Source organism: Microbacterium sp. J1-1 (assembly GCF_024498615.1).
Taxonomy (GTDB): domain Bacteria; phylum Actinomycetota; class Actinomycetes; order Actinomycetales; family Microbacteriaceae; genus Microbacterium; species Microbacterium aurugineum.
On sequence record NZ_CP089590.1, the window covers coordinates 365,440 to 384,466 of the forward strand.

The following is a 19,027-nucleotide window of genomic DNA, read 5'->3' on the forward strand; positions in this document are numbered from 1 at the left end:
CCATGTCCGCTCTCTACACGCTCCCCGAGCTGCCCTACGACTACGCAGCGCTCGAGCCCCACATCTCGGGCAAGATCATGGAGCTGCACCACTCCAAGCACCACCAGGCGTACGTCACGGGTGCGAACACCGCCCTCGAGCAGCTCGCCGCCGCCCGCGACGCGGGTGACCTCGCGAACGTGAACAAGCTCGAGAAGGACCTCGCGTTCAACCTCGGCGGCCACATCAACCACTCGGTGTTCTGGCAGAACATGTCGCCCGAGGGCGGCGGCGCTCCGGAAGGCGAGCTGGAGGCGGCGCTCGTGGATGCGTTCGGGTCGATCGACGCGTTCCGCGCGCACTTCACGGCGACGGCACTCGGGGTGCAGGGCTCGGGGTGGGCGGTGCTCGCGTGGGACAGCGTGGGTGCGCGTCCTGTCATCTTCCAGCTGTTCGACCAGCAGGGCAACGCGCCGCTCGGTGTGACCCCGCTGCTGCAGCTCGACGTGTGGGAGCACGCCTACTACCTCGACTACCTCAACGTGCGCGCGGACTACGTGAAGGCGTTCTGGAACCTCGTGAACTGGCCCGACGTGCAGCGCCGCTTCGAAGCCGCCCGCAGCGCGACCGCGGTCCTCGTCGTCCCGCGCTGACCGTCGTCAGCCGCGGTTCACGCGAGGGAGAGGAAGAGCTTCTCCAGTTCGGCCATCGACACCCCCTCGGTGTCGGTGGCCGAATCCGTCTCCGATGCCGGGTCGGTCAGGCAGTCCTGCATGGCGGAGGCGATGATCTGGAATCCGGCCTTGTCGAGCGCCGAGGTGACGGCGGCGAGCTGGGTGACGACCGCGCGGCAGTCGCTCCCGCGTTCGACGGCGGCGATCACGGCGCCGAGCTGTCCTTGGGCGCGCTTGAGGCGGTTGGCGATCTTGCGCTGGGTCTCGGCATCTGCGGATGACATCGGTCGCTCCCTGAGTGTCGGCTGGACTTGCCACTATACCCCCTGGGGTATGCTTGGACCTAAAGATACCCACGGGGGTATCGGTGAGGAGTCGAGAACCATGTGCCGAGCAGTCCGATGCAAGACCTGCGGGAAGACGACCTGGGCGGGGTGCGGCGAGCACGTCGCCGATGTGCGGCGAACGGTTCCCGCAGCGCAGTGGTGCTCCGGGCACCCGAAGGAGCAGACGCAGGGCGGCTTCTTCTCGCGGATGTTCCAGCGATGACCGCGACCGAAGCGCGCACCGTCGTGGTCGTGGGTGGAGTCGCCGGAGGGATGTCCGCCGCCGCACGTCTGCGCCGACTCGACGAGCACGCGCAGATCGTGGTGTTCGAACGCGGACCCGAGGTCTCGTATGCGAACTGCGGGCTGCCCTACTACGTCGGCGGCGTGATCGCGGAGCGGGAGTCGCTGCTCCTGCAGACGCCCACCTCGCTGCGCAGCCGCTTCGGGCTCGACGTCCGGGTGCGTCATGACGTCGTGCGCATCGACACCGCGCAGAAGCTCGTCGAGGTCGAAGAGCTCGACTCGGGACGACTCTTCACGCAGAGCTACGACAGCCTGATCCTCGCCACGGGGGCACGCCCGCGCCGGGACGAACCGGTCTCCGACATCCCCGTCCGCTCCCTGCGGACGGTCGACGACGCCGATGCGATCGATGCCGCACTCGTGCGACCCGGGCTTCCGGTGGTCGTCGTCGGCGGTGGATACACGGGCCTGGAAGCGGTCGAGAACCTCGTGGCGCGGGGTGCATCCGTGACCCTCGTGCAGCGTGGATCACAGCTGCTCTCCCCCCTCGATGCGGAGATGGCCGCCCCGATCGCCGCGGAGGTCCGTGCACACGGCGTCGATGTGCGCCTCGGGGTCGAGGTCGTTCGCGCCGATTCCGGATACGTCACGCTCAGTGACGGCACGTCCATCGCCGCGGAACTCATGATCGACGCGTCCGGGGTGGTGCCGGAGACGACGTTGGCGGAGCGCGCGGGCATCCGGATCGGCGAGACCGGCGGCATCGAGGTCGACGCGCAGTGCCGCACGAGCGCGCCCGACGTGTTCGCCGTGGGAGACGGCGTCGAGAAGGCCGAGCTCGTGGGCGGGGGCACGGCTCTCGTCACGATGGCCGGGCTCGCGAACCGTCACGGGCGCATGGTGGCCGACCTCCTGGCGGGAAGGTCAGAGACGGCGCGACCCGCGCTCGGCACCGGGATCGTCCGCGTGTTCGGGGTCGCCGCAGGGAAGACGGGCTGGAGCGAACGGCAGCTCCGAGCGGCGGGGCGCGAGTTCTACGCCGTGCACGTGCATCCCGGATCGCACGCCGGGTACTACCCCGGTGCGGAGACCCTGTCGATGAAGATGCTCGCCGACCCGCGGTCCGACGCCATCCTCGGTGTGCAGGTCGTCGGCCGGGACGGCGTCGACAAGCGGATCGACGTGATCGCGACCGCCATGCATGCAGGGATGCCGGCCGCAGAACTCGCGCAGCTCGAACTCGCCTACGCACCTCAGTTCGGCTCGGCGAAGGATGCGGTGAACATCCTCGGCTACGTCGCGGAGAACACCCGGACCGGTACGACGCCGACGATCCAGTGGCATGAGCTCGACGCCGCGCAGCGCGCGGGGGCGGCACTGATCGACGTCCGCACGCCGACGGAGTTCGCCGCCGGTGCGATCCCCGGCGCCGTCAACGTGCCGCTCGATGAAATGCGGGATCGGCTCGATGAGCTGCCCGACGGAGAGATCGTGGTGCACTGTCAGGTCGGACTGCGCGGACACATCGCCACGCGGATCCTCCGGCAGCACGGTATGGACGCCCGCAACCTCGACGGCGGCTACCGCACCTGGCGCGACGCCGCCCTGCTCCGCGGCTAGAGCAGGCGGGCGGTGGTCCCGCGTACGTTCAGCTCGTAGGGCAGCGCGGACGGGATGCGGACCTCGTCCGGGGTGGTGAGCTTCGCCAGCACGGCATCCGCGGCGCGTTCCCCCTGCCCCAGCGGGAACTGGTCGACCGTCGTCAGGCGGAAGAACTCGCCGAGCTCGTGTCCGTCGATGCCGACGATGGACAGCTCCTCCGGCACGCTGAAGCCCAGGTCCCGCGCTGCGAGCAGTGCGCCGATCGCCATCTCGTCCGAGGCGGCGAACACGGCGGTCGGACGCGGGCCGGGGCGTCCGAGCAGTTGCTTCGCGGCGCGATAGCCACCCTCGACTGTGAAGTCCGCCGGCTCGAGGAATGCGTGGTTCAGGGGGATCCCGGCCTTCGCCAGGGCCTTCTCGAATCCCAGTCGACGGTTGGTCGGGATGTGGAAGTCGATGTCGAACTCGGGGTTGGCCCCGATGTGCGCGATGTCGGTGTGCCCCAGACCGATCAGGTGCTCGGTCGCCAGCTGCGCCACCGCGACGTCGTCGACCGTGAGGGTGTCGAGCTTCGGGTTCGGACCGCCGATCGCGATCACGGGGAGCCCCAGGTCCAGGAGGAGCTGCGTCTCCTCCTCGTCGAGCTCGATCGACACGGCGATGACGGCATCCACGCGCTGCCGTCGGAGGAAGGTGTCGAACACGTGCCGACGCACGTCCTTGTCGGCGGTGATGTTGTAGAGCGTGATGTCGTAGCCGGCGCGCATCAGGGCGGCTGAGACGCCGGAGAGCACGGTGCTGAAGAACCACCGGTCGAGGAACGGCACCACGACGCCGACGTTCCTGGTGCGGCCGGAAGCGAGGCTCGACGCCCGTGAAGAGACGACGTAGCCGAGTGACTGCGCCGCCGCCTGCACGCGCTCCCGGGCGGACTCCGACACGTGACCGCGTCCGCTCAGCGCGCGCGAGACGGTCGCGGTCGACACTCCGGCGAGCCGGGCGACCTCATCGATGCTGGCCATGTGTTCCTCGAATGTGCTCCGGTCGCGATATGACATCCCCTGCGGTGCAGAGAGCTGTCATATCGCGACCGGAAGGGGCTCTCAGGCCTGGACGGCCGTGGTGTACCAGACGGCCGTGTCGACCGGGATGGCCGCTCCGTCGAACGGCTGGCTCTGCAGGATCACGACCGCGTTCGCCGGCAGCTCGATCGGTGCGGTGCCGAGGTTCGCGACCACGTGCACATCGCCACGGCGGAAAGCCACGGCGTCGGCCCCGGCCTCCTCCCAGACCAGCGATCCGGTGCCGAAGCCGTGCTCACGACGCCCGGCCAGCAGTCGCTTGTAGAGCGCGAGGGTCGACGCGGGATCGGTCTCCTCCACATCGCGCGCGTAGGTCGCCCACTCGTCCGGCTGCGGGAGCCACGACAGGCCGGTGTCGTTGAAGCCGAAGGCCGGCGCCTCCGCTTCCCACGGCAGCGGCACGCGGCATCCGTCGCGGCCGTAGCGCTCGCCGTGGGTCCGGAACCAGGTCGGGTCCTGACGGAACTCGTCCGGGATCTCCATGGCTTCGGGCAGTCCGAGCTCTTCGCCCTGGTACAGGTACGACGATCCGGGGAGCGCGAGCATCAGGGTGGTCGCAGCGCGGGCGCGCGCGAGACCGATCGCCGTGTCGGGCTTGTTCGGGGTGTTCGGTCCGATGCCCTCGCCCTGCGGGTTCTCGGCCGTGAGCGCCAGGCGGGAGGCGTGCCGCACGACATCGTGGTTCGAGAGCACCCACGTGCTGGGAGCGCCGACCCCGCCGAACTCGTCGAGCGACTCGCGGATGACGTCGCGCAGAGCCTTCGCATCCCACGGCGTCATCAGGTAAGGGAAGTTGAACGTCTGGTGCATCTCATCCGGACGCACCCAGAGCGCGGTCTGCGTGAGCGTCGGCATCCAGGCCTCGCCGCACAGGGCGCGATCGCCGTCGTACTCGGCGAGCACCGTGTGCCAGTCGCGGTAGATGTCGTGCACGCCGTCCTGGCCCCAGTACGGCACGTTCGACTCGCCGCCGCCCATCGAGTCGGCATCGCTCGGGGGCGTGTAGTCGGGCAGGCCGTCGGCCTTGATCATGCCGTGGGCCACGTCGACACGGAAGCCGTCGACGCCGCGGTCGAGCCAGAAGCGCAGGATGGAGCGGAACTCCTCGCGCACCTCTTCGTTCGTCCAGTCGAAGTCGGGCTGCGTGGCGTCGAAGATGTGCAGGTACCACTGGCCGGGGGTGCCGTCGGCCTCGACGACGCGCTCCCACATGCCACCGCCGAACACGGACTCCCAGTTGTTCGGCGGGAGTTCGCCGTTCTCGCCCTTGCCGTCGCGGAAGATGTAGCGCGCACGCTCCGGGCTGCCGGGTGCCGCCTTGAGCGCTTCCTGGAACCAGACGTGCTGGTCGGAGGAGTGGTTGGGGACCAGATCCACGATCACGCGGATGCCACGGGCGTGCGCTTCTTCGAGCATCAGGTCGAAGTCGGCGAGGGTGCCGAAGAGCGGGTCGACGTCGCGGTAGTCGGCGACGTCATAGCCGGCATCGCGCTGCGGGCTGGTCATGAACGGGCTCAGCCAGATCGCGTCGACGCCCAGTTCCTGCAGTGCATCGAGGCGGCTGGTGATGCCCGGCAGGTCGCCGATGCCGTCGCCCGAGGCATCCGCGAAGGAGCGGGGGTAGATCTGGTAGATGACGGCGCTGCGCCACCACTCGGAACCGGGGGCTGCGATCTGCTCAAGCTGTGCCATGCGCAACAGGCTACTGCAAACGCTTACATTCTTGCCAGGGCGGGAGTCGAATCGGTTCGGAGGCGTGCGTTGCGCGGAGTGCGTGTGGGCGTTTTGCATGAGGCCGTTCCGGATGCATGAGCTCCTCTCCCGCCGGGGTCATGCATCCGTGGCGGGATCATGCAGGTGTCGGGGACCGGGGGCGCGATGTCGGGAGTAGGGTGGCGGCATCCGAGGAGTGGAGGCTGTCATGGTTCCGGAGATCAACTATTGGGCGGTCCTGCTGGCCACCGCGTCGAGCATGCTCGTCGGCTCGATCTGGTACGCCAGAGGCGTGTTCGGCACGCGTTGGTCGAAGCTCGCGAACGTGGACCTCGACAATCCCTCGGGCAACCCCGCGCTGGCGATCATCACCACGGTCATCGTGAGCTTCATCACGGCCTGGGTGCTCGCCGGAGCCGCCGTCATCGCCTGGCACTTCTACGGCGGATCGTACTTCTGGGGTGCGATCGTCACCGCGGTCACGCTATGGGCGGGCTTCACGGCCGCCCGCTTCATCACGCACGATGCGTTCGAGGGGCGCTCGACGAAGCTGACCACGCTGAACATCGCGCACGAGCTGGTGACCGTCGTGGTGATGGCCGTGATCATCGGCGTCTGGCCACCCGCGCTCGGCTAGCACTCGCCGATATGGCAACGGCGAAATGGCAATATATAGACTTTCGCCGCTTCTCGAGTGTCGACGGAACTGTCAGGCTCATGCCGTGACCTTCAGGTCGCTCGCGCGTCATCCCCCGCGCGCGGTTCTGACCGAGGGGTCTCCATGTCCGGTTCTTCGCGTCGCTCGGCGCCGTGGATCGTCGTCGCCGCGCTCGTCGCCGCAGCCGTTCTCGCCGGCGCGGCCCCTGCCGCTCTGGGCGCCGGAAGGACCGTAGACGGTTCGGCGCCCGGCGGAGGAGCACCGGATGCCGCACAGTCGGTGGCACTGGCCTATGAGTTCCTCGATGCCAGGGTCGATGAGTTCTGCGACGGTGCGGGGCGTTGCCTCCCGCGCAGCTACCAGGGTGGCTTCTTCACCACGCCCACCTGGGACTTCACGCCGTCGTTCGTGTACGACGACGCGCTGGTCGTGATCGCCTACACCGCGCGGGGGCTTCCGGACGATCTCCGTCGCGCGCGGGCGATCGGCGACACGCTCCTGTTCGTGCAGGAGAACGACCCGATCGGCGACGGACGCACCCGTGCGTCGTACGAGCCGCACGGCATCCGCCAAGGACGGGTGGAGATCACCGGTCCCGGCAGCTTCACCGGGAACCAGGCGTGGGTCGGGTTGGCGCTCGCGCGGCTCGCGCACGCGACCGGGGATCCGAAGTATCTCGACGGGGCGCTGCGCGTGGGGCAGTGGATCCAGGACAACACCGCGGACATGGTCCGGGCTCCGTACGGCTACACCGGCGGTCAGCTCGAGGACGGTACGTCGCTGACCTGGAAGTCGACCGAGCACAACAGTGACATCGCCGGGTTCTTCACTCAGCTCGCGCAGCTCACCGGGGACGCGGTGTGGGCGGATCGGGCAGCCGTCGCGGCCGACTTCGTCGCGGCGATGCAGAGCGCGGACGGCCACGTGAACACCGGCACCGGCCTCGACGGCTCGACCATCAACACGCGGCCCATCCCCCTGGACGGCCAGACCTGGAGCGCACTCGCCACCGGAGACCCGCGGTACGGCGCCGCTCTGGACTGGACGCTCGCGAACCTGATGGCCACCGATGGCCCCTACACGGGTCCGTCCATCAGCGAGGTCGACGTGTCGAAGGCGTGGTTCGAGGGGAGCGGACACCTCGCGCTGGCTCTGCGTCTGCGCGACGGAGCGGGCGACGCGGATCGTGCGGAGGCCCTGCTGAGCAGCATCCGGCTGGCGCAGCGCGATGCCCCGAACGGAGACGGCAAGGGCATCGTCGCGACCTCGAACGACGGCCTCGACTCCGGATTCGGCGACCTCTACTACGCGAGTCTGCACACGGGCGCGACGGCCTGGTACCTGCTCGCGGCAGCAGGGAGCAACCCCTTCACGCTTCCGGGCGACTGAGCGGGGCTGCTGAAGCGCAGGGGCTGCGGAAGCGCCGGGCCTACGCGGCGACGCGGGCGACCGCGGCGATGGCGCTCGTGAAGAAGTCGAGTCCGTCGACACCGCTGCGCATGGCGGCGGAGGTGTCGGGGCCGAAGCCCGCCTCGGTCGCGTGCTCGGGGTGCGGCATGAGGCCGACCACGTTGCCCGCCTCGTTCGTGAGGCCGGCGATGTCGCGCAGGGAACCGTTCGGGTTGACCCCGGCATAGCGGAAGGCGACGAGCCCCTCGCCCTCGATGCGGTCGAGCGTCTGCTCGTCGGCGATGTAGCCGCCGTCGGCGTTCTTGAGCGGGATCACGATCTCCTGGCCGGCGCGGAACGCGTTCGTCCAGGCGGTGTCGGAGTTCTCGACCGTGAGCTTCTGGTCACGGCGCACGAAGTGCTGGTGGTTGTTGCGGATCAGACCGCCGGGAAGCAGGTGCGCTTCGACGAGCATCTGGAACCCGTTGCAGATGCCGAGCACGGGCATGCCCTGGGCAGCGGCATCCTTCACCTCGGACATGATCGGCGAGAGCGCGGCGATGGCGCCCGCGCGCAGGTAGTCGCCGTAGCTGAAGCCGCCGGGGAGGACGAGGGCGTCGACGCCCTCGAGGTCGTGCGAACCGTGCCACAGGGCGACGGGTTCGGCGCCGGCGATGCGCACCGCGCGCTGGGCGTCGCGGTCATCGAGCGACCCGGGGAAGGTGATGACGCCGATGCGGACGGTCACTCGGCGACCTCGATGCCGACGACATCCTCGATCACGGAGTTGGAGAGCACCTCGTCGGCGATGCGCCGGGCTTCGGCGAGGACCTCTTCGGTGACCTCGCCCTCGACGGTGAGCTCGAAGCGCTTGCCGATGCGGACGTCGGAGAAGCCCTCCACACCGAGGCGGGCGAAGGCGCCGGAGACGGCCTTCCCCTGCGGGTCGAGCAGTTCGGGCTTGGGCATGACGTCGACGACGATGGTGGGCATGAACGGCTCCGGGAGTCGCGGGCGGACGGGCGCACTCAGTCTACTGCCCCGGGCGCGGACTACTCCGCGGAGTGGAAGACCGTGTGCAGGTCGCCGATGGCCTCGCGGCCGCCGAGGCCATCGATCTCGAACAGCACCGAGATGCCGATGACGTGGCTGCCGAGCTGTTCGACGAGTTCCCGTCCCGCGGCGAGGGTACCGCCGGTGGCGAGCACGTCGTCGATCAGCAGTACGCGGGATCCGGCGGGCAGATCGTCGTGCATCTCGATCGTGGCGGTGCCGTACTCGAGGGCGTAGTCCACGGAGGCCGCGGGGCGCGGCAGCTTTCCGGCCTTGCGGATCGGGATGAGTCCCACACCGGCCGCGATCGCCGCGGCGCTGGCCAGGATGAATCCACGAGCCTCGATGCCCGCGATCACGTCGAACTCCCCGGCGAAGGGCTCGATGATCGCCTCGGTCGTCACACGGAGGGCCTCGGCGTCGGCGAGGAGCGGCGTGATGTCGCGGAAGATGATCCCCGGCTGCGGGTAGTCCGGAACGTTGCGGATCAGGGCTTCGGCGCGGACGAGGGCAGGGGAGAGCGTGGCATCGGGCACCGGACAAGGGTACGCCGCGCTCACAACTCAGGAGAAAACGGCCCGACTACCGCGTTTGCTGCTCCGTACCGGCCGCGCCGCCATGTTCTTCCTGAGTTGTGAACAGGACCGGGTTCGCACGGGTCGGGTTGACACCGTGGGAGCGCTCCCATAGAGTGGCTGCTCAACCCGTGGGAGCGCTCCCACGGCGTTCCTACGCACCAACACCGCACGACCACCACAAAGGAGTGAACTGTGAACACACGTGCCCGCCACCGGATCCTCGCGATCGCAGCTGTGGCATCCGTCTCCGCCCTGGCCCTGGCCGGCTGCTCCGGCAGCTCGGGCGACACCTCGGAGGGAAGCGCCGACGAGGAGGTCACCCTGACCGTCACCACGTTCGGCACTTTCGGTTACGAAGACCTCTACAAGGAGTATGAGGAGGCGCACCCGAACGTCAAGATCGAGGCGACCAACATCGACACGGGTGGCAACGCCCGCACCGATGCCTTCACGAAGATCGCCGCCGGTTCCGGCCTCAGCGACATCGTCGCGATCGAGGAGGGCTGGCTCGGCGCGATCATGGACGTGTCCGACACCTTCGTCGACCTGCGCGACTACGGCATCGAGGACCGCAAGGACGACTGGGTCGACTGGAAGTACGGTCAGGCGACTGACGCCGACGGCCGTGTGATCGGCTACGGCACGGACATCGGCCCCAGCGGCATCTGCTACAACGGCGCTGCGTTCGAGGCTGCAGGCCTCCCGAGCGACCGCGAGTCGGTCGCCGAGCTCCTGAACGGCGACTGGGAGAACTACTTCGCGGTCGGCGCGGACTACACCGCCAAGACCGGCAAGGCCTGGTATGACCACTCCGGCTTCGTGTGGAACGCCATGGTCAACCAGCTCGACGAGGGCTACTACACGGCCGACGGCGAGCTGAACGTCGAGGGCAACGACGAGCTCAAAAAGCGTTTCGAGGAACTCGGCGCAGCCACCGAGGGCGGTCAGTCCGCCGCGCAGACGGCCTGGGACTGGAACGGCGGCAAGTCGTTCGTCGACGGCACCTTCGCGACCTTCGTGTGCCCGGGCTGGATGCTCGGCGTCGTGCAGGGTCAGGTCGAGGCCGGCGGCGGAGACGCGTCGACCGGATGGGACTTCGCCGACGTGTTCCCCGGCGGCGCGGCCAACTGGGGTGGGGCGTTCCTCTCGATCCCGGAGTCCTCGGAGCACAAGGAGGCGGCAGCCGAGCTCGCCGACTGGCTGACGCAGCCCGACCAGCAGGTGAAGCAGTCCGCAGCCGCGGGCAACTTCCCGTCCACGATCAAGGCGCAGGAGACGCTCGCCGCGGACGCGACACCGAACGCCTTCTTCAACGACGCTCCGACCGGGGCGATCCTCGCCGAGCGTGCCAAGGGCGTGGTCGCGCAGTTCAAGGGCGCGGATGACTCCGTCATCCAGGAGAACGTCTTCGGTCCGGCTCTCAGCAGCCTCGACCGTGGCGAGACCGACACGCAGGGTGCCTGGGACCAGGCGATCGGTCTGCTGAACGACCTCGTCGGCTGACCTCAGCGGACATCCCCCCTTCCGGTCGCAGTTTCGCTCGGTATCGCCCGTGCATTCCGAGCGAAACTGCGACCGGAACCCCTCGGACCTCCGGGACAAGGACACCCCATGACTCTCACCGCCCCGCCCGCGGAGCACCGCGAGACGGCGCCTCCGGCGAAGGATGCCGTGTCGAAGCGCTCCTGGCGTCATCGCGTCTCGCGGTTCGACCAGAACGCATCGCCCTACTTCTACATCTCGCCGTTCTTCCTGCTGTTCGGGCTGGTCGGCCTGTTCCCCCTGCTCTACACCGTGTGGGTCGCCGTGCACGACTGGGATCTGCTCAAGGGGGAGGGGGACTTCGTCGGATTCGGCAACTTCTCCGAGATCCTCGGCGACGCGATGTTCTGGAACTCGATCGGCAACACCCTGAGCATCTTCCTGCTCTCGGCCATCCCGCAGCTCGCCGTCGCCCTCGTGATCGCGTACCTCCTGGACCGCGGACTCCGTGCCCCGACGTTCTGGCGGATGAGTGTGCTCATCCCGTTCGTGGTCACGCCGGTCGCGGTCGCCATCATCTTCTCGAGCATCTTCAACGAGGCCGACGGTCTGGCCAACAACCTGCTCAATCTCGTCGGGATCGCCGATCAGGAGTGGAAGCACAACACGGCCCTGTCGCACATCGCGATCGCGGTCATGGTGAACTTCCGCTGGACGGGCTACAACGCCCTCATCCTGCTCGCGGCGATGCAGGCCGTGCCGCGCGACCTGTACGAGTCCGCCGCTCTCGACGGCGCCGGTGCCGCACGGCGGTTCTTCTCGATCACGATCCCCACGATCCGTCCGACCCTGATCTTCGTGATCATCACCGCGACGATCGGCGGCCTGCAGATCTTCGCCGAGCCCCGCCTGTTCGACGTGTCGACGGCCGGCGGCATCGGTGGCAGCGATCGGCAGTTCCAGACCACGGTCCTGTTCCTGTGGGAACTCGCCTTCTTCCGCCGCAACCTCGGCGAGGCCTCGGCGGTCGCCATCCTGCTCTTCCTGTTGATCGTGGCCATCGGCGTCATCAACTTCCTGATCTCCCGGCGCATCTCCACCGGTGACGCCCCGAAGAATCGCGCGGCCCGTCGCCGTGCGCGCACGAGCACCGAGGAGGGGACCCGATGACCGCCACGCAGGCTCTCAGCGTTCCGGAGAAGATCCGGCGTCGTCAGGCCGGGACCGGGGGCAACGCCGGCATCGGCAGCCGACCCGGTTTCCTCACCTACGGACTCCTGGCCGCGTTCATCATCGGCAGCGTGTATCCGCTGTGGTGGTCGGTCGTGGTCGCCAGCGGCACGAACGCCACCCGAGGTGAGACGCTGCCGTTGATCCCCGGCGGGAACTTCCTCACCAACGCGGCTCAGGTGTTCGATGCGATCCCGTTCTGGCTCGCGCTCGGCAACTCGTTCGTGATCTCGGGCATCATCACGCTCTCGGTCGTCACGTTCTCGACGCTCGCCGGGTACGCCTTCGCGAAACTGCGCTTCAAGGGTCGCGACGGGCTGATGATCTTCGTGATCGCGACCATGGCGATCCCGACACAGCTCGGCATCATCCCGCTGTTCATGCTGATGCGCGAACTCGGCTGGACCGGGACGATCGGCGCGGTGATCGTGCCGACCCTGGTCACCGCGTTCGGCGTCTTCTTCATGCGCCAGTATCTGGTCGACGTGATCCCGGACGAGTTGATCGAGGCCGCGCGGATGGACGGGGCGAACCAGTTCCGGACGTTCCTGACGGTGGGCCTCCCGGCGGCGCGACCGGCCATGGCGATCCTCGGACTCTTCACCTTCATGACCGCGTGGACCGACTACCTGTGGCCGTTGATCGTGCTCTCCCCCCAGAACCCGACGCTGCAGACGGCCCTCAGCCAGCTGCAGTCGGGGTACTACATCGACTACTCGATCGTGCTCGCCGGCGCGGTGCTCGCGACCCTTCCGCTGCTCGTGCTCTTCGTGGTCGCGGGTCGCCAGCTGGTCAGTGGCATCATGGCGGGCGCGGTGAAAGGATGACCCGTATGACCCGCTCCTTCCCCGAGAACTTCCTCTTCGGTGCCGCGACGGCGGCGTACCAGATCGAGGGGGCCGCGTTCGAGGACGGGCGCACCGCGTCGATCTGGGATGCGTTCGCCCGTGTGCCCGGTGCCGTGATCGGCGCGGAGAACGGCGACGTGGCCTGCGACCACTACCACCGCTACCCGCAGGACGTCGCGCTCATGAAGGAGCTCGGCCTGCAGACGTACCGGTTCTCGACGTCGTGGTCGCGGGTGCGTCCGGACGGCGGTGCGGTGAACCCCGCCGGGGTCGACTTCTACGAACGGCTGGTCGACGAACTCCTCGGCGCCGACATCCTGCCCTGGTTGACGCTGTATCACTGGGACATGCCGCAGGCGCTGCAGGAGGGCGGGGGATGGACGAACCGTGACACGGTCGATCGGTTCCTCGACTACGCGGGAACGATGCACGATGCGCTGGGCGACCGGGTGAACGTGTGGACGACGCTGAACGAGCCGTGGTGCTCGTCGTTCCTCTCCTACACGGCGGGCGAGCACGCGCCGGGTCACACCAGCGTCGCGGAGGGGCTGCTCGCCGCGCACCATCTGCTGCTCGCGCACGGCAGCACCGTGCAGGAGCTGCGCGGTCGCGATGCGTCGCTCAACCTCGGCATCACGCTGAACCACACGGTCGCCGATCCCGCCGATCCGCAGAACCCGGCCGACCTCGATGCCGCCCGCCGGGTGGACGGGCAGTTCAACCGCTGGTTCCTCGATCCGATCTACCGCGGCAGTTACCCGGCCGACATCGTCGAGGACATCCGTGCGGTCGATGCCGAGGCGGTCGCGCGGTTCGAGGCGGCCGTCCACGACGGTGACCTCGAGACCATCGCGCAGCGCATCGACACCCAGGGCGTGAACTACTACCACGGCGACTTCGTGTCCGGCACGGCACCGGCCCAGGGGCCGGTCTCCGCGGAGCCGGACACCGATCGCGTCCGGCGCAGCCCGTATCCGTCCAGCGAGGGCATCCACGCGGTCGAGCGGGGTCTGCCGCGCACCGCGCAGAACTGGGAGGTGCAGCCCGAGGGCCTCACCCGCGTGCTGCAGCGGATCTGGACCGAATACGCCGAGCCTGCGGGCACCGTGCTCTACATGACTGAGAACGGCGCTGCCTATGACGACGTCGTGGTGATCGAGGGCGACGAGAAGCGTGTGCACGATGCCGACCGCACCGAATTCCTGCGTCTGCACCTCGCCGCGGTGCTCGATGCGGCGGATGCAGGTGTCGACGTGCGCGGCTACTTCTACTGGTCGCTCTTCGACAACTTCGAGTGGGCGTGGGGCTACGACAAGCGCTTCGGCATCGTCCGTGTCGACTACGACACCCAGGAGCGCACGCTCAAGGACTCCGGTCGCGAGTACGCCCGGATCATCACCGCTCGCGCTCTGTAGGGCGGCCTCCTCCCCGTTCGAATCGCGTGAATGGCTCGATCCGTGGTCGGGATGCGACCATTTGCGTGATTCGAAGGGAGATGGTCAGCGACAATAGGGCGATGGAAGAGTGCGTACGCTGATGTCGCCCCGAGCGACCATCGAAGAGGTGGCATCCACCGCCGGAGTATCCCGGTCCACCGTGTCGCGGGTGGTGAACGGATCGACGTCCGTGAGCCCGGAGGCCCTGGCCGCCGTGCGGGCCGCGATCGACGAGCTGAACTACGTGCCCAATCGCGCGGCACGCTCGCTGGCGTCGAGGCAGACGCACGCGATCGCCTTGATCATCCCCGAGGACACGACCCGCTTCTTCGGCGACCCGTTCTTCGCAGCGATCGTCGCCGGCATCACGGGGGCGCTCGGCAGCTCGGACTACCTGCTCAACCTGCTGATCGCGAGCGACGATCCCGGTGACAAGATGACCAGTTTCGTGCGCAACGGCGGAGTCGACGGCGCGCTGATCGTCTCGCATCACACGAGCGACGCCTTCGTCGATCGGATCGCGGATGCCGTCCCCGTCGTCTTCGGCGGTCGGCCGGTGCGACGCCATGAGGGCGACTACGTGGTCGACGTCGACAACGTCACCGGAGCGCGCAACGCCACTCAGCGCCTGATCGACATCGGCCGTACGCGCATCGCGACGATCTCCGGGCCGCTGACGATGGTCGCGTCGGTCGACCGCGTGCAGGGTTTCCGCGAGGCGCTGAAGGATGCCGGTCTCTCCCCGTATGCGGAGGAGGAGGGGGACTACAGCGAGGCGAGCGGGGCGGACGCCGCTCGACGGCTTCTCGCGGGCGGGCGCCCCGACGCCATCTTCGTCGCGAGCGACCTGATGGCCCGTGGTGCCTTGACGGCGCTGCGTGCGTCGGGCCTGCGGGTTCCGGAGGACATCGCCCTGGTGGGCTTCGACGATTCGTCGGTCGCGGTCAGCACGGATCCGCAGCTGACCACGATGCGTCAGCCGATGTACGCGCAGGGCGAGGCCATGGCCCGGGTCCTGCTGTCGCGTCTCGCGGGCGAGGACCCGCCCACCACGACGATCCTGTCCACCGAACTCGTGGTGCGCGCCTCGGCCTGAGTCGGGCGGCACGTGCTCAGAGGCAGGGACACCGCGGAACACGGGAGAGGAAGCCGCATGGCACGTTCCGACGAGCAGTATCGGCAGGCGCGCGAACGTACCAGGGAGAGCATCCTGCAGGCGGCGATCGCGGCCTTCTCCGAGCGCGGAGTCGCCGGGGCCAGCATCGCGGAGATCACGACGCGTGCAGGTGTGGCCCAGGGGCTCGTCAACTATCACTTCGGCGGCAAGGACCAGCTCATCGCGGCCGTCATCGATCGCTGGTTCGAGACCGTGCTCGGCTTCGCCCGGGTCGAAGGCACGCCGGACGAGATGCTCGCTGCCGTGATCGACGGGGCGCTCGGGGCGACGGGCTACGCGACACCGCTGGAGCGGGCGGTGCTCGCGATGCAGCAGCAGCCGTCGACGCACCGGCTGTTCGCCGAGTCGGAGGTCCGACACGAGGTACGCGTGACGGCAGCGGAGGATGCCATGCGTGAGCTGTTCCGCGCGCGGGGCGCCGAGGATCCGGAGCTCGAGGAGATCATGTTCCGCAGCACCCTCGAAGGCGTCTTCGTGAAGTTCGCGGTGTTCGGTGACACGTATCCACTCGAAGACGCGCGACGCTGGGTCTACCGCCGATATGGACTGCCCGCACCCGCCGCGCCCCTTGTCCCGCCCGTGCGGCTGCGGGACGGCGAACGGCGTCCGCGAGCGACCGGAGCGCTCGAGTCCGGTCCGCACCCGCCCGGGGGCACCGCCTGAGGCGCGGTGCGAGGTCGCTCACTCCAGGCGCATGCGGGCGAAGGCGCCGAGCACCACGCGTTCCGACTGCACGAGGTAGCGCTCGAGCTCGGTGGCTCCGGCCTGCGGGCCGCGCGCGAGGAATGCGTCGAGCACGGCGCGGTTCTTGCGGACGAAGGGTTCGTGCAGCGAACGCGGGTCGTCGATCTTGAGGAAGACCAGGCGGAGCTCGGCTGCCAGATCGCGGTACGTGCGGGCCAGTCGGGGGCTGTCGGCGAGATCGACCAGTGCGACGTGGAAGGCCATGTTGGCGCTTCCGACCCGGCGCCAGGCCCGAGGGTCGTCCGCCGCCTCGGCCCGGGCCGCTTCCGCGGACTCGACCGCGTCCTTCATCCGCTGGACGGCCGGGTGCTCGGGTTCCGACTGCAGCAGCGCGGAGCATTCGATCACGCGACGGGCCCGATAGATGTCGATGACGTCGGCGATCGACGGGGAGGCGACGGAGACGCCACGGTGCGGGATGTGCTCCAGCAGCCCCTGTTCAGCGAGTGCGCGGAAGGCTTCGCGGAGGGTGTTGCGTGAGACCTCGAACTGCTCGGCGAGGGCCGACTCGGACAGACGCGATCCCGGAGCGAAGTCGCCGTCGATGATGCGCTGACGGAGCACATCGGGAAGCATGCCCTGCTGGTTCATGCCTTCATCGTAGGTGGCGAAGGAATCGATCGTTCGAGGATCCTCCCCAGAAAACACACGCGGGCAACGTCTTCGTAGCACAGCCGAAACAATATTGTTGAACAATCAGTGTCTATCCGTTCTACACTGGGGGTCACCCGACACCCACCAACGACGATGGGAATCCCCCTCCATGTCCGAGCAGTCCACCGCCTCCCTCTCCCCGGAAGACGAAGTCCGCCTGGCCGCCGTCAAGAAGCGCGCCGGCCGCAGTGCCGTCCTCGGTGCGATCTTCCTCATGGCCACCAGTGCCATCGGCCCCGGCTTCATCACCCAGACGGCGACGTTCACCGCGACGATGGGGGCGGCGTTCGCCTTCGCCATCCTCGTCTCGATCCTGGTCGACATCGCCGTGCAACTGAACGTGTGGCGCATGATCACCTCGTCGGGCAAGCGCGCCGGCGAACTCGCCAACAGCGCCATCCCCTTCTCCGGACACGTGATCGCCGTCCTCGTCGTGATCGGCGGACTCGCGTTCAACATCGGCAACATCGCCGGTGGCGGGCTCGGCATGAACGCGCTCCTCGGCATCGATCCGAAGCTCGGAGGCGCACTCACCGCAGCGCTGGCGATCATCATCTTCCTGATCAAGAAGGCGGGGCGGGTGATGGATGTCGTCCTGATCGTGCTCGGCCTCGGCATGATCGTGATGACCCTGATCGTGGCTTTCATCGCGCAGCCGCCGCTCGGCGAAGCGCTCTCCCAGACCTTCCTCCCGGACGAGCTGAACTTCGCCACCATCACCACGATCGTCGGTGGAACGGTCGGCGGCTACATCACCTACTCCGGTGCACACCGCTACCTCGACTCCGGGCATACCGGACCCGAGCGCGCCGGTCCGGTGATGCGCGCCGCCGCCAACGGCATCCTCGTCACGGGCATCATGCGCTACGTCCTGTTCCTCGCGATCCTCGGCGTCGTGGCCTCCGGTGTCACTCTCGACCTGTCGAGTCAGGCCGCGAACCCCGCGGGGCAGGCATTCGGCGCGGTGCTCGGCGACGCCGGACTGCGCATCTTCGGCGCGATCTTCTGGGCCGCCGCGATCAGCTCTGTCATCGGTGCGGCGTACACGTCGGCCACTTTCCTCTCCACCTTCACGAAGAAGCTCAGGGGCGGCTGGCCCTTGCAGCTCGCGACCGTCGCGTTCATCGTGGTGTCGCTGGCCGTGTACCTGTCGATCGGCACGGCACCCGCGGCGATCCTCGTCTTCGTGGGCGGTTTCAACGGTCTGATCCTGCCGATCGGCCTCACGGTGTTCATGTACATCGGCTGGTTCCGTCGCGATCTGCTCGGCTCGAAGAAGTACCCGATGTGGCTGCTGATCGCCGGTACGCTCGTGACGCTGCTGACCTGGTACATGGGGATCGTCTCGGTCGGCCCCATCTTCGCCTTCCTCGGAATCGGAGCGTGATCGCATGACCTCGATCGACCTGAACTCGGACCTCGGCGAGAACGTCGCCGACCGGATCGTCAGCGACGACGCGAGCATGCTCCGCCTCGTCACGAGTGCGAACGTGTCGTGCGGCTTCCACGCCGGCAATCCGGAGGGTATCCGGCAGACGCTCACGGCCGCGGTCCAGGGCGGGGTCGTGATCGGTGCGCACCCCGGCTACCGCGACTACGAGAACTTCGGACGCACGAAGGTCGACATCGACTCGGCCACGCTCCAGGCGCACGTCGAGTATCAGCTCGGCGCACTGATGGGGGTCGCCGCCGCGGTCGGCGGACGGGTCGCCTACGTCAAGCCGCACGGTGCGCTGTACAACACGATCGCGCGGGACGAGCGTCAGTCGAAGGACGTCGTGGCCGCGATCCGTGCGATCGACCCGAGCCTGGTGCTTCTCGGCCTGTCCGGAGGCGTCGTGCTCGACGTCGCCGAGCGGGCAGGGCTCGCCGTTGCGGCGGAGGCGTTCGCCGACCGCGCCTATCAGCCGGACGGGCAGCTGGTGTCGCGCACCGAGGAGGGGGCCGTGCTGCACGACCCGGCCGCGGTCGCCGAGCGCATGGTGCGCCTGGCCGCCGACGGTGTGATCCGGGCGATCGACGGCACCGATGTGCCCGTGGCCGCGCAGTCGATCTGCGTGCACGGCGACAGCCCCGGCTCGGTGGCGATGGCCGCCGAGACGAAGCGGATGCTGCAGGACGCCGGCATCACGATCGCCCCGTTCACGGGCGCCTGA

General features: G+C 68.5%; 19 protein-coding genes. 12 read left to right on the plus strand and 7 right to left on the minus strand.

All coding sequences use genetic code 11. The annotated features are described in order from the left end of the window. Positions 1-2: 2 nt before the first annotated feature. Positions 3-632, plus strand: a complete 630-nt coding sequence (locus tag LRQ07_RS01735; RefSeq protein ID WP_256535662.1) for a superoxide dismutase — start codon at positions 3-5, stop codon at positions 630-632. A 17-nt stretch (positions 633-649) separates the two neighbouring features. Here LRQ07_RS01735 and LRQ07_RS01740 read toward each other — a convergent pair whose 3' ends face one another. Further along, entirely contained in the window at positions 650-937 is a 288-nt protein-coding gene (locus LRQ07_RS01740; protein ID WP_256535663.1) for a metal-sensitive transcriptional regulator, read from the minus strand. A gap of 261 nt (positions 938-1,198) precedes the next feature. Here LRQ07_RS01740 and LRQ07_RS01745 point away from each other — a divergent pair, with 261 nt between their 5' ends. After that, positions 1,199-2,845 carry an FAD-dependent oxidoreductase gene (locus LRQ07_RS01745; RefSeq protein WP_256535664.1) on the plus strand — a complete coding sequence of 549 codons (1,647 nt, stop codon included), beginning with the start codon at positions 1,199-1,201 and terminating at the stop codon, positions 2,843-2,845. Here LRQ07_RS01745 and LRQ07_RS01750 read toward each other — a convergent pair. Beyond that, positions 2,842-3,849: a LacI family DNA-binding transcriptional regulator gene (locus tag LRQ07_RS01750; protein ID WP_047524873.1), complete on the minus strand. Its 1,008-nt coding sequence runs from the start codon at positions 3,847-3,849 to the stop codon at positions 2,842-2,844. The two genes, LRQ07_RS01745 and LRQ07_RS01750, sit on opposite strands and share 4 nt — an antisense overlap. A gap of 81 nt (positions 3,850-3,930) precedes the next feature. Beyond that, a complete protein-coding gene (locus tag LRQ07_RS01755) occupies positions 3,931-5,601 on the minus strand; it encodes a glycoside hydrolase family 13 protein (RefSeq protein WP_153243426.1) in 1,671 nt (556 codons plus the stop codon). Positions 5,602-5,830: 229 nt separating this feature from the next. On the opposite strand from LRQ07_RS01755, the gene LRQ07_RS01760 reads away from it, so the two are divergent. Both LRQ07_RS01760 and LRQ07_RS01765 read left to right on the plus strand, forming a co-directional pair. Then, on the plus strand, positions 5,831-6,259 hold the full coding sequence (locus LRQ07_RS01760) for a DUF1761 domain-containing protein (protein WP_256535665.1): 429 nt from the start codon (positions 5,831-5,833) through the stop codon (positions 6,257-6,259). A gap of 144 nt (positions 6,260-6,403) precedes the next feature. Next, positions 6,404-7,669 (plus strand): glycoside hydrolase family 76 protein, encoded by a 1,266-nt coding sequence (locus LRQ07_RS01765; RefSeq protein WP_256535666.1) that lies wholly within the window; start codon positions 6,404-6,406, stop codon positions 7,667-7,669. A gap of 40 nt (positions 7,670-7,709) precedes the next feature. On the opposite strand, the gene purQ is transcribed toward LRQ07_RS01765, so the two are convergent. From purQ to LRQ07_RS01780, 3 genes are read right to left on the minus strand one after another with little or no spacing between them, the layout of a single operon-like run. Next, on the minus strand, positions 7,710-8,417 hold the full coding sequence (gene purQ, locus LRQ07_RS01770) for a phosphoribosylformylglycinamidine synthase subunit PurQ (RefSeq protein WP_047524394.1): 708 nt from the start codon (positions 8,415-8,417) through the stop codon (positions 7,710-7,712). Beyond that, positions 8,414-8,662 (minus strand): phosphoribosylformylglycinamidine synthase subunit PurS, encoded by a 249-nt coding sequence (gene purS / locus LRQ07_RS01775; protein ID WP_131492056.1) that lies wholly within the window; start codon positions 8,660-8,662, stop codon positions 8,414-8,416. The genes purQ and purS overlap by 4 nt, the downstream gene beginning before the upstream one ends. Before the next feature lie 59 nt (positions 8,663-8,721). Further along, positions 8,722-9,258: an adenine phosphoribosyltransferase gene (locus LRQ07_RS01780; protein WP_256535667.1), complete on the minus strand. Its 537-nt coding sequence runs from the start codon at positions 9,256-9,258 to the stop codon at positions 8,722-8,724. 234 nt (positions 9,259-9,492) lie between these two features. On the opposite strand from LRQ07_RS01780, the gene LRQ07_RS01785 reads away from it, so the two are divergent. The 6 genes from LRQ07_RS01785 (at position 9,493) to LRQ07_RS01810 (ending at position 16,136) form a co-directional block, all read left to right on the plus strand. Beyond that, positions 9,493-10,803: an ABC transporter substrate-binding protein gene (locus LRQ07_RS01785; protein WP_131492058.1), complete on the plus strand. Its 1,311-nt coding sequence runs from the start codon at positions 9,493-9,495 to the stop codon at positions 10,801-10,803. 108 nt (positions 10,804-10,911) lie between these two features. Beyond that, positions 10,912-11,952, plus strand: coding sequence for a carbohydrate ABC transporter permease (locus LRQ07_RS01790; protein ID WP_256535668.1), 1,041 nt, complete (start codon positions 10,912-10,914; stop codon positions 11,950-11,952). Further along, entirely contained in the window at positions 11,949-12,839 is an 891-nt protein-coding gene (locus LRQ07_RS01795; protein WP_256535669.1) for a carbohydrate ABC transporter permease, read from the plus strand. The genes LRQ07_RS01790 and LRQ07_RS01795 overlap by 4 nt, the downstream gene beginning before the upstream one ends. A gap of 5 nt (positions 12,840-12,844) precedes the next feature. After that, a complete protein-coding gene (locus LRQ07_RS01800; RefSeq protein ID WP_256535670.1) occupies positions 12,845-14,275 on the plus strand; it encodes a GH1 family beta-glucosidase in 1,431 nt (476 codons plus the stop codon). A gap of 121 nt (positions 14,276-14,396) precedes the next feature. Continuing rightward, the gene (locus tag LRQ07_RS01805; RefSeq protein ID WP_131492061.1) at positions 14,397-15,392 is read left to right on the plus strand and encodes a LacI family DNA-binding transcriptional regulator; all 996 of its coding nucleotides are present in this window, start codon (positions 14,397-14,399) and stop codon (positions 15,390-15,392) included. Positions 15,393-15,449: 57 nt separating this feature from the next. Then, a complete protein-coding gene (locus LRQ07_RS01810) occupies positions 15,450-16,136 on the plus strand; it encodes a TetR/AcrR family transcriptional regulator (protein ID WP_131492062.1) in 687 nt (228 codons plus the stop codon). Positions 16,137-16,154: 18 nt separating this feature from the next. On the opposite strand, the gene LRQ07_RS01815 is transcribed toward LRQ07_RS01810, so the two are convergent. Next, on the minus strand, positions 16,155-16,808 hold the full coding sequence (locus tag LRQ07_RS01815) for a GntR family transcriptional regulator (protein WP_131492063.1): 654 nt from the start codon (positions 16,806-16,808) through the stop codon (positions 16,155-16,157). 172 nt (positions 16,809-16,980) lie between these two features. On the opposite strand from LRQ07_RS01815, the gene LRQ07_RS01820 reads away from it, so the two are divergent. Together LRQ07_RS01820 and LRQ07_RS01825 are read left to right on the plus strand one after the other, a co-directional pair. Beyond that, the gene (locus tag LRQ07_RS01820; protein WP_047522189.1) at positions 16,981-18,258 is read left to right on the plus strand and encodes an NRAMP family divalent metal transporter; all 1,278 of its coding nucleotides are present in this window, start codon (positions 16,981-16,983) and stop codon (positions 18,256-18,258) included. 4 nt (positions 18,259-18,262) lie between these two features. Then, positions 18,263-19,027 (plus strand): LamB/YcsF family protein, encoded by a 765-nt coding sequence (locus tag LRQ07_RS01825; protein WP_131492064.1) that lies wholly within the window; start codon positions 18,263-18,265, stop codon positions 19,025-19,027.

Bases quoted from the DNA above. Each gene is read 5' to 3' on its own strand.
- purS (WP_131492056.1), bottom strand. From the start codon at position 8,662: ATGCCCACCATCGTCGTCGACGTCATGCCCAAGCCCGAACTGCTCGAC.
- LRQ07_RS01790 (WP_256535668.1), top strand. From the start codon at position 10,912: ATGACTCTCACCGCCCCGCCCGCGGAGCACCGCGAGACGGCGCCTCCG.
- LRQ07_RS01765 (WP_256535666.1), top strand. From the start codon at position 6,404: ATGTCCGGTTCTTCGCGTCGCTCGGCGCCGTGGATCGTCGTCGCCGCG.
- LRQ07_RS01740 (WP_256535663.1), bottom strand. From the start codon at position 937: ATGTCATCCGCAGATGCCGAGACCCAGCGCAAGATCGCCAACCGCCTC.
- LRQ07_RS01800 (WP_256535670.1), top strand. From the start codon at position 12,845: ATGACCCGCTCCTTCCCCGAGAACTTCCTCTTCGGTGCCGCGACGGCG.
- LRQ07_RS01825 (WP_131492064.1), top strand. From the start codon at position 18,263: ATGACCTCGATCGACCTGAACTCGGACCTCGGCGAGAACGTCGCCGAC.
- LRQ07_RS01750 (WP_047524873.1), bottom strand. From the start codon at position 3,849: ATGGCCAGCATCGATGAGGTCGCCCGGCTCGCCGGAGTGTCGACCGCG.
- LRQ07_RS01820 (WP_047522189.1), top strand. From the start codon at position 16,981: ATGTCCGAGCAGTCCACCGCCTCCCTCTCCCCGGAAGACGAAGTCCGC.
- LRQ07_RS01795 (WP_256535669.1), top strand. From the start codon at position 11,949: ATGACCGCCACGCAGGCTCTCAGCGTTCCGGAGAAGATCCGGCGTCGT.
- LRQ07_RS01815 (WP_131492063.1), bottom strand. From the start codon at position 16,808: ATGAACCAGCAGGGCATGCTTCCCGATGTGCTCCGTCAGCGCATCATC.
- LRQ07_RS01805 (WP_131492061.1), top strand. From the start codon at position 14,397: ATGTCGCCCCGAGCGACCATCGAAGAGGTGGCATCCACCGCCGGAGTA.
- LRQ07_RS01810 (WP_131492062.1), top strand. From the start codon at position 15,450: ATGGCACGTTCCGACGAGCAGTATCGGCAGGCGCGCGAACGTACCAGG.
- LRQ07_RS01745 (WP_256535664.1), top strand. From the start codon at position 1,199: ATGACCGCGACCGAAGCGCGCACCGTCGTGGTCGTGGGTGGAGTCGCC.
- LRQ07_RS01735 (WP_256535662.1), top strand. From the start codon at position 3: ATGTCCGCTCTCTACACGCTCCCCGAGCTGCCCTACGACTACGCAGCG.
- LRQ07_RS01760 (WP_256535665.1), top strand. From the start codon at position 5,831: ATGGTTCCGGAGATCAACTATTGGGCGGTCCTGCTGGCCACCGCGTCG.
- LRQ07_RS01755 (WP_153243426.1), bottom strand. From the start codon at position 5,601: ATGGCACAGCTTGAGCAGATCGCAGCCCCCGGTTCCGAGTGGTGGCGC.